13 protein-coding genes are annotated in these 12,158 nt (G+C 50.4%); 3 read left to right on the top strand and 10 right to left on the bottom strand.

Annotated elements, in window-relative coordinates; translation table 11 throughout:
• Positions 1-70: 70 nt before the first annotated feature.
• Positions 71-553: a DUF6231 family protein gene (locus tag F566_RS35750; RefSeq protein WP_020409545.1), complete on the bottom strand. Its 483-nt coding sequence runs from the start codon at positions 551-553 to the stop codon at positions 71-73.
• 249 nt (positions 554-802) lie between these two features.
• Here F566_RS35750 and F566_RS0123820 point away from each other — a divergent pair, with 249 nt between their 5' ends.
• Positions 803-1,360, top strand: a complete 558-nt coding sequence (locus F566_RS0123820; protein WP_020409544.1) for a hypothetical protein — start codon at positions 803-805, stop codon at positions 1,358-1,360.
• Between the two features lie 87 nt (positions 1,361-1,447).
• Here F566_RS0123820 and pdxH read toward each other — a convergent pair whose 3' ends face one another.
• The 9 genes from pdxH to F566_RS0123775 form a co-directional block, all read right to left on the bottom strand.
• On the bottom strand, positions 1,448-2,086 hold the full coding sequence (gene pdxH / locus F566_RS0123815) for a pyridoxamine 5'-phosphate oxidase (RefSeq protein ID WP_020409543.1): 639 nt from the start codon (positions 2,084-2,086) through the stop codon (positions 1,448-1,450).
• Between the two features lie 279 nt (positions 2,087-2,365).
• Positions 2,366-2,980, bottom strand: a complete 615-nt coding sequence (locus F566_RS33840) for a HupE/UreJ family protein (RefSeq protein ID WP_020409542.1) — start codon at positions 2,978-2,980, stop codon at positions 2,366-2,368.
• A gap of 95 nt (positions 2,981-3,075) precedes the next feature.
• Positions 3,076-3,693 carry an urease accessory protein UreG gene (gene ureG, locus F566_RS0123805; protein WP_020409541.1) on the bottom strand — a complete coding sequence of 206 codons (618 nt, stop codon included), beginning with the start codon at positions 3,691-3,693 and terminating at the stop codon, positions 3,076-3,078.
• Between the two features lie 36 nt (positions 3,694-3,729).
• Positions 3,730-4,413, bottom strand: coding sequence for an urease accessory protein UreF (locus tag F566_RS0123800; protein WP_020409540.1), 684 nt, complete (start codon positions 4,411-4,413; stop codon positions 3,730-3,732).
• 15 nt (positions 4,414-4,428) lie between these two features.
• Positions 4,429-4,950 carry an urease accessory protein UreE gene (gene ureE, locus F566_RS0123795; RefSeq protein WP_020409539.1) on the bottom strand — a complete coding sequence of 174 codons (522 nt, stop codon included), beginning with the start codon at positions 4,948-4,950 and terminating at the stop codon, positions 4,429-4,431.
• Positions 4,951-5,069: 119 nt separating this feature from the next.
• Positions 5,070-6,773: an urease subunit alpha gene (gene ureC, locus F566_RS0123790; RefSeq protein WP_020409538.1), complete on the bottom strand. Its 1,704-nt coding sequence runs from the start codon at positions 6,771-6,773 to the stop codon at positions 5,070-5,072.
• 15 nt (positions 6,774-6,788) lie between these two features.
• Complete coding sequence (locus tag F566_RS0123785; RefSeq protein WP_020409537.1) at positions 6,789-7,094, bottom strand: urease subunit beta; 306 nt, start codon at positions 7,092-7,094, stop codon at positions 6,789-6,791.
• A gap of 100 nt (positions 7,095-7,194) precedes the next feature.
• Positions 7,195-7,497: an urease subunit gamma gene (ureA, locus tag F566_RS0123780; protein ID WP_020409536.1), complete on the bottom strand. Its 303-nt coding sequence runs from the start codon at positions 7,495-7,497 to the stop codon at positions 7,195-7,197.
• Positions 7,498-7,538: 41 nt separating this feature from the next.
• Positions 7,539-8,534 (bottom strand): urease accessory protein UreD, encoded by a 996-nt coding sequence (locus F566_RS0123775; RefSeq protein WP_020409535.1) that lies wholly within the window; start codon positions 8,532-8,534, stop codon positions 7,539-7,541.
• 485 nt (positions 8,535-9,019) lie between these two features.
• On the opposite strand from F566_RS0123775, the gene urtA reads away from it, so the two are divergent.
• On the top strand, positions 9,020-10,309 hold the full coding sequence (urtA, locus tag F566_RS0123770; protein WP_020409534.1) for an urea ABC transporter substrate-binding protein: 1,290 nt from the start codon (positions 9,020-9,022) through the stop codon (positions 10,307-10,309).
• A 170-nt stretch (positions 10,310-10,479) separates the two neighbouring features.
• Positions 10,480-12,144 carry an urea ABC transporter permease subunit UrtB gene (gene urtB / locus F566_RS0123765; protein WP_020409533.1) on the top strand — a complete coding sequence of 555 codons (1,665 nt, stop codon included), beginning with the start codon at positions 10,480-10,482 and terminating at the stop codon, positions 12,142-12,144.
• The last annotated feature ends 14 nt before the right edge of the window (positions 12,145-12,158 follow it).

Below are 12,158 nucleotides of genomic sequence, written 5' to 3'. Positions count from 1 at the left end.
GTCTACCTAAATGTTTATAGTCTGTATGGTTAATCATCAGCGCCAATAGATGTCCCCATCACATTGACGGCTACCACCAATATTTTCCAAACATTTCCGGGTTCGCCCAATGGTCAGCGTTGTTCCACGAGCGTTTTGGGTTGTAGTTATCGATGTCGTAGCTATAGCAGGTCAGTGACCGGGAAGAGTGGTCAAATGTCATCAGCTTTTTAAAACCCAGCCCAATCAACGTGTTGAAGTCCCAGTCCGAGGCCTTTTGATGGTCAATAAAAATCAGGACGTGGGCGGTCAGGTGATTTCGTAGCCGGGCAAGGAGTTCCTGGCCTGATTCTCGTGAACAATATTCCAGATAATCGCTGATAATGACAGTGTCGGGGATGTGTTCATCAAGCTGCAGGTCGTGATGATTATTCAGGTAGAGAGTCTGAATATCGTTGTCGTTCATGAAGCCGTCCAAAGCTGGAGGTCTGGACTGGCCAATGGCCACAATGTATTGAGGGCAGTGGGTGTTCAGCCAGTCTAAAAGTAGGCTGCTGGGCGTAAAATCGGACATAATGAAAACTCAAAAAAAAGCGCTGATCCTTCAGCGCATTGACCTTACATAATCTCTGTAAGTTTTAAAAGCAGGATAAAGACGAAATGAAAAGAATCTGAATCGCTTCAGATAATAGAAAGTTTAGCTGACAGGCACTGGAGTGTTAGATGCTTTATCAATTAAACTCAAATCCCTATTTACCTCTGGAAATATCATCTAGAAAGCTTCTGCAGTATCGGATGTAACCTATTTAATTATGGAGTGTTTATGAAGAAGACAGTTTTGTTGCAACAAACCATTTTTGGCTTGTTGCTAATGTTCGCAGGTTGGTCTGCTAATGCTGAAGTTGCATTGTCGGAAGAAGTGGTGGATCGTTGGATTGAGTCTCAGCAGGCCATTATGAAGTGGAGCGAAGAGAACAAGGACGCGCTTGATGGGCTGGATCACGAAGGTATTCCTTCCAACGTCGCTGAGTTTGTGAAGCCTCTAAAAAATTCCGGGCTGTACTCTGAAGCTGAAGATGTTTTGGAAGACTATGGCTTTGATACGCCAGAAGACTGGGCAGGCGTCTCCTTAAGAATCATGCATGCAGTAGGTGCGGTACAGATGGAGGCTCAGGCTGCCAACTTTGATGCCCAGGCGCAGATTGATCAGATCAAAAACGATCCGAACATTCCGCAGGAGCAAAAGGATATGATGCTGAAAATGATGTCTGAAGGGCTTGAGATGATGGAGCGGGCTAAAAACGCCCCTAAAGCAGATGTTGAAGCTGTTCGGCCTCAAATGGGTAAAATCATGCAGTTCTTCGATAGTCAGGGCCAATAAACGCTGGATTGGTCAGCCTGAGTACGAACTCTTATCAGTACTCAGGCGCTGATGATGAAAGCAAGCATCATCTTCTCCGATGGGAGATCAGGGTTGTAAACGGTTGATCTCCCAGCCATCACCGGCAGGCAAATATTCAAAGCGATCATGCAGCCTGTTGGCGCGTCCTTGCCAGAATTCGAATCTAGAAGGTACGACTCTGAATCCTCCCCAAAAGGAGGGCAGAGGGACTTCTCCTTTTCTGAATCGGTTTTTCATTTGTTCAAAGGCCTGTTCCAGCATTTGTCTTGAATTGACCTTGTTGCTCTGTTTTGAGGCCCAGGCGGCTAATTGAGAGTCATGCGGTCGGGATAGGAAATAGCGGGTAGCTTCGGTAACGGACAGTTTGGAAGCGGTTCCGGTGATAGCAATCTGACGTTCCAGTGGCAGCCAGGCAAAATGAAGGCTGATATTGGCGTTCTCTTCAATATCGCGAGCTTTTCGGCTGCCCAGGTTAGTGTAAAAGACAAACCCCTGTTCATCAGCCTGCTTGAGCAGCACGACTCTTTGCGTTGGAATGCCGGCCGCATTGACGGTTGCTACTGTCATGGCGGTTGGGTCAGCGCTTAGCTTGGCTTCAATGGCAATATCCAGCCAGGATTTGAACTGTCTGAATGGGTTTTCATCCAGGTCGGCCATATCCAGGCCTCCCTGCAAATATTCACGGCGAATGTCTTCTAAATTCATACTGATGGCACTTCCTGCATTCTCGTCGACTGGTGATCGGGTCGACTGGTCTTAGGTCTGCTGGATTTGTTGAGTCCACAAGGAGCGAATGGTAGATCAGCAGATCTCTGATCAATACTATAACGAATGAGAGCAATCTGGGCAGGCAAAAATAAGGAAAAACTGATGTATGTGGGGTGGAGTGGTGGAAAATACCTATGCAGAGCCCTAGGTTCTGCATGAGTGTCGTATAAAACGTCAGCAGACCCAGGGCGAGTTCCGGATGTCGGCAGGCCCTTTTTAGCCCAGCATAAGGCCAGCGGCAGAAATGACTGCTGTTGTCAGGGCGGCTCCTCCCATCAATTTTCTGGCCGCAATTTTATGCTGTAGCCAGACTGACAGTGCGAGACCTCCCAATTGGAGAATGGTTGCGCCGGAGATCATTCCGACCATGTACCAGACGCTGCTGAGATCGGCCGGTTGTTCTGCGACATGGGCCCAGCCATGGCAGGCTGCGAAGAATGCTACCAGCGGAAGTGCGTACATTAATCGGAAGTCTTTGAATTGTGAGTTGAGTAGGACAAGGGCAACGGCGATCAGTGAGGCTACGATAAGATATTCCACAAAGGGGATTGTGATACCGCTCAGTGCAATAATGCCGCCTCCCAGCATGCCCAGGCTGAATGTCATAATGGTAGATGTTCGTGCATTCAGCTTTGTGGCGATGAAGCCCAGAGCGATCATGGTCACCAGGTGGTCAAGCCCGAAAAAAGGATGTTGCAGACCGCTGATGAATCCAAGAACGGTATCATGTCCCGGATGTGCTGCTGCCACCAGAGGTGTGGATAATAGCGCCATGCCGGTCAGGGCGCGTGAGTAACGAATATTACATAAAGGACGATGTGTGCTTGTCATAAGCAGAACCCCATTTGTATACAAGTGAAAGCAGACTTCCATGCTGCTTAAGAAGAAATTAAGGCCGGTTAGTTTCGCCATATAGGCGGGATATATCAAGCTGCTGCTTCGAGCATTCCCCGGTCCACAATAAACTCAATGATGTCATCCAGGCCTTTGCTGTTTTTCATGTTGCTGAAGACAAAAGGCTTATCTCCCCGCATTTTTCGGGCATCTCGATCCATGACTTCCAGTGATGCCCCGACCAAGGGTGCCAGGTCGGTCTTATTGATGATCAGTAGATCTGATTTGGTGATCCCCGGGCCGCCTTTTCTGGGAATTTTGTCGCCGGCGGACACATCAATGACATAAAGCGTCAGGTCCGAAAGTTCCGGGCTGAAAGTGGCGCTGAGGTTATCACCGCCGCTTTCGACCAATACCAGATCGAGGCCCGGGTGGCGTTGGTTTAAGGTTTCTATGGCGGCCAGGTTCATTGAGGCATCTTCCCGGATTGCTGTATGAGGGCAACCTCCGGTTTCAACACCCATGATGCGGTCTTCTGTCAGCGCCTCGTGCCGGATCAGGAACTGGGCGTCCTCCTTGGTGTAAATGTCATTGGTGACAACGGCAAGATTGAATCGCTCCTTCAGTTTCTGGCACAGGGCGGATACAAGGGCGGTTTTTCCTGACCCGACAGGGCCGCCGATGCCGACTCTTAATGTTTGTTTGTTCATGGTTGTTCTCCTGTTCTTATAGGGAAGGCTGTTGGTTCAGGATCTGAACAGCCTTGAATATTGGGTTTCATGTTTGGCGCAGGCCATAATCCATCCGGGGAGTGAATGCCCCATACTGCTGTCGTTAAAGCTGAGGCCTGCATCAACGCTTCGTTCAATCACCGGTATCAGATTTCCCAGTATTTTTTGTGCTTGGGATTGGCCCAGTGGGAGGGTTTTGCCGGCAACGGTGATTTGGTTTTCGGCCCAGCTCCAGCAAAAGCCTGTCGCGGCACTTTGAAGATCGATGTCCCAACACCAGGCGGCCAGGGTCCAGCCCAATAGCAGTGACGGTTGGGAGGCCTCCTCCTGGATAAAAGGCAGATGGCGATGATAGTCAATGTCATGATGGGCAAGGACCTTTAGCAAGGCCGCTCCTACCTGACGATCTTCATCCAGTAGTTCCTGGGTTTCCCGACTGGCCAGGCTCCATTGATTCCAATATTGAAGTGCGTTCGTATCACTGCGCTCGAATGCATCGTACAGACGGCAGATTACCGGAATATCAGTGTGGCTGATGTTGTAACGTAGAAGGTTGGTAATCCAGTCCTGTATCGCTTCTGGAGTGCTGACTCCGCCTTCTTCTATCGCCCATTCCAACCCCTGGGAATAGGCAAACGCACCTACCGGCAGGGCTGGGCTGATCAGGTTGAATAGTCTAAGCATTGGCAGCGTATTCATATCATCTTCCGGCGTTCAGTGGTGATGGTGAGAATGATGATGGTCATGGGCGTGATGGTGTTCGCTTGCATTGGTATCGCCATGAGAGTGACCGCCATGCTGACCATAAGCGCCGTTTTCAGGCTGGAATGCGGCCAATTCACTGTTGATCTTGAGGCCATACAGGCGACAAAGGTCTTCCAGAACGTGATCGGGCTGCATGCGTATCCAGAAGTCTCCAATCTGTAAGGGGACGTGCCGGTTACCCAGGTGGTAGCAAATACGGGCAAACTGCAAAGGATCTTCGGCGTAAGCTGTCACCACTTCCTCCGGGGCGGCAATGACCTTTATCAGCTCTCCTGATTCGGTTGCCAGAATCTCCCCGTCAAGTAGACATTTGCCGCGTTCAAGGAAAAGTCCGATTTCTTTTCCGCAGCCGGTGCGGGTTTTCAGTCTGCCTCGTTTGCGCTCATCATAGGTGAGTTTTACCTCAGTGGTGAGGCGTTCCGGGTTGCCGGCAGTGTGGTTGTCGCTTAAGCGTTTGGTTACTTTGAGCATCTGGTTATCTCCTTCGGGCCGGTTATGCCTGTTGTCAGAAACCCTCGAAGGGAAATTCTGTTTTAAGTGATTTTCTGTTGTCTAAAATATGCTGCTGCGCAAATGAAGTTCCGCGATGTCTAGAACAGGAAAAATCGTTGGGCCAGAGGTAAAACCTCGGCTGGCTCACATACCAGTAATTCCCCATTCGCACGCACTTCATAAGTCTGGGAGTCCACTTCCATATGAGGCATCAGGTTGTTCAGCAACATATCTTTCTTGGTGATAGAGCGCGTGTTGCGACAGGCGGCGACCATTGATGTTAGGCCAAGCTTGCCTTTGACATCGTTATCCAAAGCTGCCTCGCTGACGAAGGTGATGCGTGTCTGGGGTAAAGCTGTACCGAAGGCGCCGAACATTGGACGGTAGTGCACCGGTTGAGGTGTCGGTATGGAGGCGTTAGGGTCGCCCATGGGAGCCGCTGCAATCATGCCGCCTTTAATAATGATGGCTGGTTTGGTGGCAAAAAAAGCGGGCTTCCAGAGAATGATGTCAGCCAGTTTGCCCACTTCCAGAGATCCGACGTCTTCAGCAACGCCATGAGTCAGGGCGGGGTTGATCGTGTATTTGGCAATGTAGCGTTTGGCGCGAAAGTTGTCGTTGCGGTCTGAGTCCGGTGAAAGTGGGCCTCGCTGGACTTTCATTTTATGTGCTGTTTGCCAGGTGCGTGTTATAACTTCTCCCACGCGCCCCATGGCCTGGGAGTCTGAGGCGATCATGCTGAAAGCGCCAAGATCATGGAGAATATCCTCAGCAGCAATGGTTTCCTTGCGAATGCGTGAATCTGCAAATGCGACATCTTCAGGTATGTCCGGATCCAGGTGGTGGCAGACCATCAGCATGTCCAGGTGTTCGTCCACTGTGTTGATAGTGTAGGGGCGAGTCGGATTGGTGGAAGAAGGCAGGACATTGCTCTCGCCACAGGCCTTGATAATATCCGGCGCATGGCCGCCGCCAGCACCTTCTGTATGATAGGTGTGAATGGTGCGGCCCTTGAACGCGGCCAAGGTGTCTTCGACGAACCCGGATTCGTTCAGCGTGTCAGTATGGATGGCAACCTGTACATCATATTTCTCCGCCACGTTCAGGCAGTTGTCAATTGAAGCTGGTGTGGTGCCCCAGTCTTCGTGGAGCTTTAGCCCCATTGCGCCAGCAATCATCTGTTCTTCAAGCGCGCCTGGAAGGCTGGCATTACCCTTACCCAGAAAGCCCAGGTTCATAGGAAAAGCATCGGCTGCCTGCAGCATTCGACTGATATGCCAGGGGCCTGGTGTGCAGGTGGTGGCGTTGGTGCCGGTGGCAGGACCTGTTCCGCCGCCCAGCATGGTGGTTACGCCGGACATCAAAGCTTCTTCGATCTGCTGAGGACAGATAAAATGAATGTGGGAGTCGATGCCACCGGCGGTCGCGATTGTCCCTTCCCCGGCTATGACTTCGGTCCCGGGTCCGATAATGATATCTATATTGTCCTGAATGTCCGGGTTGCCGGCTTTGCCAATGGCGGCAATACGGCCGCTTTTAATTCCTATATCGGCTTTTACAATGCCCCAGTAGTCCAGGATCAGCGCGTTAGTGATTACGGTGTCCACGGCTTCCTGGTTGGTTGCCTGAGATTGGCCCATGCCGTCGCGGATGACCTTACCGCCGCCGAATTTTACTTCATGCCCATATTGGGCAAAATCTTTCTCTACCTCGATCCATAATTCGGTATCTCCAAGCCTGACCCGGTCGCCGACTGTCGGCCCGAACATGTCTGCGTAGGCTGCGCGGGATATTTTTGCCATTATTCTGTCTCCTGCTTAAAGTTCGCCCATGATGTCGCCGCGAAAACCGTACACCTTGCCTGCGCCGGCCATTCCCACCAATTCGACTGTTCTTGTCTGACCTGGTTCGAATCTGACAGCGGTACCGGCGGCGATGTTGAGGCGGAATCCACGGGCCTTGGATCGCTCAAAATTCAGTGCCGGGTTGGTCTCATAAAAATGGTAGTGAGATCCCACTTGGATTGGGCGGTCGCCGCTGTTGGTTACCTCCACGGTGATCGTGGGCAGCCCTTGATTAAGTTCGATGTCGCCAGGAAGGGTGGCATATTCTCCCGGAATCATTGGAAGCTCCTTGTTGTCAGGGATCGGTTGCTCGGTGTCATAAGATGGATAGTGATCTCTTAAAAACCTCAATTTGACTTGTCAGTGCAAAGCTTTGAAGTTAAGGGATCGGATTGTGGACGGTGACAAGTTTGGTGCCGTCCGGGAAAGTGGCTTCAACCTGAACTTCGGGAATCATTTCTGCCACACCGTCCATTACATCTTCCCGCGTCAACAGGGTGCGTCCGTAGTCCATTAGGTCTGCCACGGTGCGCCCTTCGCGGGCACCTTCTACGATCTCCATGCTTAGAAAAGCGACAGCTTCGGGGTAGTTCAATTTAAGTCCCTTCTGTTTGCGCCTTTCTGCGAGTAATGCAGCGGTAAAGAGCAGTAGTTTGTCTTTTTCTCTTGGGGTTAATTCCATTGAAGAATCCTCATCGTTTCTTCTTTTTCGTGATTTTATGCTCAGGTTGCCCAGATTCGGGGCATGCTGGCCGGACCTCCCATAATGTCGGGCCTCATAAAATGCCAGGCTTCTGTAAACAGTGCTTTGACCGGTTCTGACTGAGCGGCCAGGGCTCGCAATATGATGATGTTGTCTCTGCGTGTGGCAGACCACACCATTGCTGCTTGTGTCAGGTCAATATTGGGCATGCATCCGTTTATGCCGCCGGTGATCAGTTCGTTGAGGTGGTGTCTTAAAGACTCCAGCAGTTGCTGGCTTTCCTCCACATAACCTGCAAAGAGAGAGCCGTATACCGGTAAGCGATTAAGGCCCCAGGGTGCAGTGAAATTTGGCCCGGCATCTTCCAGGTGAACTCGTTCATGGAAGTAGGGGATGCCTTCTTTCAGGATGTTGAGTTTCTGTATGAAAGTGCCGCGCTTGAAAGGGGCGTTGGTGGCCGGACGCCCCATGGCAGTGATATCCCAAAGGAAGAAAGCGCTGTCGGTGCGGGTGTTCAATGTCAAGCGTTGCTCGCCGTTTGCACCATCATAGATAATGTTCTCCTGTGGCAGCCACTCGATATGCGCGTTACTGGTGCAGTCAATATTGATGTCCTGCTGCTGGAGGTGGCCGTACTGATCAGTGCGGTAGATTTTGCCTGCAGAAGGAGTCGTGACCAGTAATCTGGCCTGATCCTCAAGTGCGATATTAATGGAGAGATGATCGCCACAGACCAGCCCGCCGGGAGGATGCAGCAGGTATAAATGGGGGCGTGATGGTCCTTCGGGATAAAATGGCCGCTGAATTCTCAATGGTCCCTGATGCCGGGCCTGGATGATGCTGGTTCGCGAAAGAAGTCCTGATTCTGAAGTTCGTCCTTTTGCGATGATATCAAGCAGGGCAGCCCATTCCCTGGTGGTTGTCTTGTTTTGTTGGTGGGCAGCGACAGCATTATGGGTCGGGTAATCGATGTGCTCGACGCGGTCTGAAATCTCTATCTGCTCAGTTATATTCATTGGCGATGGGTACTTTTATAGTCTTCGCAGTAATCGTCAGTACGGTAGATTGTCCGCCTGAGTGCCTCATGATGTTCTTTCAGTTCCTTTTGAGTTAATTCCTTTTCTTGATTTGGTTTGTATAGCGAATCGCGTGCCAGAATGAGGCACGATTGCCTCTGAAGCTGGCCGATATCCCTGAGAGCCCCGTCATTATTGAGTTATAGACAAGTATGGCTATGCACCGAAATGGAACTGTTGGTGTAGAGCCGGATTTTTTTCTGGCGGAAGAGTTGTGGGTTGGCACTAAAAATGGGCGAGGTGCAAAAAATGATGCGCCTAACTGGTGCGTTAATGGGCTAAATATTCTTCCTTTTTAATCATTGGCGACGTAAGAAGTGACTTAGTGCTATGAAATTTAAAGGAAAAAAAATCTATGGAATAACCTGTGCTGTTTGTTGTGCGGGAGAAACTCACTCAAAACAACCATCACCGGAGTTTTAAAAATGAAAAAATACACTAAAAGTATTGGGGTAGGGTTTAGTGCAATGGCGTTGTCAATCGGTGCGACCCTGGTGCAGGCGGCGGATACGATTAAAGTTGGCGTGCTGCATAGCCTCAGCGGAACCATGGCGATTAGTGAAACCACTTTGAAGGACACTGTTCTCATGCTGGTTGAGGAGCAGAACAAGAAAGGAGGCCTGTTAGGTAAAAAGTTAGAAGCGGTGGTTGCAGACCCTGCATCAAACTGGCCTTTGTTTGCGGAGAAAGCCAGAGAGCTTCTGGAGAAAGAAAAGGTAGACGTCGTATTCGGTTGCTGGACATCGGTGTCGCGTAAATCTGTTTTGCCGGTATTTGAGGAGCTCAACGGGTTGCTTTTCTATCCTGTCCAGTATGAAGGTGAGGAGTCCTCCAAAAACGTCTTTTACACTGGTGCAGCACCCAACCAGCAGGCGATTCCTGCAGTCGATTACCTGATGAATGAAGTGGGGGTTGAACGCTGGGTGCTGGCGGGAACGGATTATGTCTATCCCCGTACTACCAACAAGATTCTGGAGGCGTACCTTAAAGCCAAAGGTGTTGCTGAAAAGGATATCATGATCAATTACACACCTTTCGGTCATTCTGACTGGCAGAGTATTGTGTCTGATATTAAGAAATTCGGTACTGCCGGTTCAAAAACAGCAGTGGTTTCCACCATTAACGGTGATGCCAATGTTCCTTTCTACAAGGAGTTGGCGAACCAGGGAATCTCCGCTGAAGATATTCCGGTGGTGGCGTTTTCTGTCGGTGAAGAAGAGCTCTCCGGCCTCGATACCAAACCGTTGGTGGGGCATCTGGCAGCCTGGAACTACTTCATGAGTGTTGATTCCGACACCAATACTGATTTCATTGATTCATGGAAAGCGTTCATTAAAGACGCTGATCGGGTGACCAACGACCCAATGGAGGCTCACTATATTGGGTTTAATATGTGGGTCGAAGCGGTTAAGAAAGCCGGCTCAACGGAAGTGGATGAAGTTTCAGATGCCATTATCGGCGTTACTGTACCGAATTTGTCTGGCGGCTTTGCCACGATGATGCCGAATCACCACATTACCAAGCCGGTCTTGATTGGTGAGATCCAGGATGATGGTCAGTTCGAGACGGTCTGGCAGACCGCTGGTGCTGTTATGGGCGACGCATGGTCCGACTTTCTGGATGGCAGCAAAGATATCACTGCTGACTGGACGGCGCCTCTGGCTTGCGGCAACTATAACGTGAAAACCGGCAAGTGTTCAGGTCAGAACTACTAATCATGGATCTCTGGCTCAGATCATTGATTCAGGATCGTTGGCTCTGAATTGTTCCGAATCAATAGCCCTGATTGATCTGATCACCCGAATCCGACCTCACGGATGAGGTCTTTGCCGAGATTGGCCAAGACACTCACAACCCTCAATTCATCATCACAAAGAGAATCGCTATGCGCATGTCGTCGGTATGGCTCAAACGTCTACTGCATGTCACTGCCGTTATGACACTTCTCACGGTAAACACTTTTATGATCGCCAGGGAGTCTCTGGCGGCGGTGCCGGACGAAGAACTATTGGCACCTATGGCTGAACTGAAGTCCGCAAACTTCTCCAAAAAAGCACAACTGGTCGTTGATCTGAGCAATATTGAAGACGAACGTGTTCTGTTGATTCTTAAGGGGATGCTGGGCGGCGACCTATACTATAGCAAGCAATCTGCTGACAGCTTTTTCGTTTTGAGCTCTGGAGAAAGCGGGTATCTGGCACAGAACGTACTCACTGCCGAAATGCTCAGCGATATCAGTAAGCGCGATTACAAAAAAATCAGCGTTAATAACTCCTTGCGTCGTCTGCTGCGCGAAACACTGGCGTCACTGCAGCTCCGGTCACCTAATGTCGAAACCCGGATTGATGCTGCCAGGGCGATGATGAAGTCTGATGATGAGTCCAATATCAAGCCACTCAGGCAGGCGTTACAGGCAGAAGAGAGTGCGTCAGTGAAGAAACTGCTGGCTGTCTCTGAGTCCATGCTGGTGGCCCGCTATGGCAGTAGCCACGAGCGAGTTGACGCTATCGGACGATTGAAAGGTGAGCTCTATCCGGAAGTGAGATCCCTTCTAGCCGGTTTTTTGATTGAGAGGGACGGTGCATTTCTGGAAGCGGATAGCGATGTACGTAAAGCAGCGGCTGAAGCACTTGCGTCCATTGAAGACCTTGTGGCTTTTAACAAGGGAGTAGAGAACGTCTACTTCGGCATCAGTCTGGGGGCTGTGCTGTTGCTGGCAGCTGTTGGCTTGTCCATTACCTTTGGCGTTATGGGGGTCATCAATATGGCCCATGGCGAAATGATTATGCTGGGAGCTTACACGACATTTGTGATTCAGCAATTGATGCCCAATCATATTGATTACTCTTTGTTGGTGGCGGTTCCGGCGGCGTTTCTCGTATCTGGTCTGGTAGGGGTCATCATTGAACGAGGTGTGATCCGACACTTATACGGTCGTCCATTGGAAACTCTGTTGGCCACCTTTGGTATCAGTCTCATTTTACAGCAGGCTGTCAGAACTATTTTCAGTCCACTGAATCAGTCAGTGTCCACACCCAGCTGGATGTCCGGTTCGCTTGAGATCAATGGGGCACTGTCTCTGACTTATAACCGTCTCTATATCATTATCTTTAGTCTGATGGTGCTGTTTGCGCTCGCCATGTTGCTGCGTAAAACCCTTTTCGGTCTGCAGATGCGGGCAGTGACTCAAAATCGACGTATGGCCAGCTCAATGGGGATTCGAACCGGTTGGCTGGATGCACTGACCTTTGGGTTGGGGTCTGGGATAGCCGGCATTGCCGGGGTTGCTCTGAGTCAATTGACCAACGTTGGTCCCAATTTGGGGCAGGCTTACATCATTGATTCTTTCATGGTGGTGGTGTTCGGTGGTGTTGGCAATCTTGTCGGAACCTTTGTCGGGGCAATGTCTCTGGGAATCGCCAATAAGATGATGGAGCCCTTCGCTGGCGCTGTGCTGGCCAAAATTCTGGTCCTGGTCGTCATTATTCTGTTTATCCAGAAATACCCGAGGGGAATGTTTGCCCTGAAAGGTAGAGCGGCAGAGGATTGAATAAGAGGAATGAA

It is taken from the genome of Hahella ganghwensis DSM 17046 (genome assembly GCF_000376785.1).
Classification (GTDB): domain Bacteria; phylum Pseudomonadota; class Gammaproteobacteria; order Pseudomonadales; family Oleiphilaceae; genus Hahella; species Hahella ganghwensis.
The sequence above is the reverse complement of the archived record's forward strand: the minus strand, read 5'-3'. Positions and strand labels throughout refer to the sequence as shown.

Coding starts and splice junctions, on each gene's coding strand:
- F566_RS35750 (WP_020409545.1), bottom strand. CDS start 553: ATGTCCGATTTTACGCCCAGCAGCCTACTTTTAGACTGGCTGAACACC.
- F566_RS0123820 (WP_020409544.1), top strand. CDS start 803: ATGAAGAAGACAGTTTTGTTGCAACAAACCATTTTTGGCTTGTTGCTA.
- pdxH (WP_020409543.1), bottom strand. CDS start 2,086: ATGAATTTAGAAGACATTCGCCGTGAATATTTGCAGGGAGGCCTGGAT.
- F566_RS33840 (WP_020409542.1), bottom strand. CDS start 2,980: ATGACAAGCACACATCGTCCTTTATGTAATATTCGTTACTCACGCGCC.
- ureG (WP_020409541.1), bottom strand. CDS start 3,693: ATGAACAAACAAACATTAAGAGTCGGCATCGGCGGCCCTGTCGGGTCA.
- F566_RS0123800 (WP_020409540.1), bottom strand. CDS start 4,413: ATGAATACGCTGCCAATGCTTAGACTATTCAACCTGATCAGCCCAGCC.
- ureE (WP_020409539.1), bottom strand. CDS start 4,950: ATGCTCAAAGTAACCAAACGCTTAAGCGACAACCACACTGCCGGCAAC.
- ureC (WP_020409538.1), bottom strand. CDS start 6,773: ATGGCAAAAATATCCCGCGCAGCCTACGCAGACATGTTCGGGCCGACA.
- F566_RS0123785 (WP_020409537.1), bottom strand. CDS start 7,094: ATGATTCCGGGAGAATATGCCACCCTTCCTGGCGACATCGAACTTAAT.
- ureA (WP_020409536.1), bottom strand. CDS start 7,497: ATGGAATTAACCCCAAGAGAAAAAGACAAACTACTGCTCTTTACCGCT.
- F566_RS0123775 (WP_020409535.1), bottom strand. CDS start 8,534: ATGAATATAACTGAGCAGATAGAGATTTCAGACCGCGTCGAGCACATC.
- urtA (WP_020409534.1), top strand. CDS start 9,020: ATGAAAAAATACACTAAAAGTATTGGGGTAGGGTTTAGTGCAATGGCG.
- urtB (WP_020409533.1), top strand. CDS start 10,480: ATGCGCATGTCGTCGGTATGGCTCAAACGTCTACTGCATGTCACTGCC.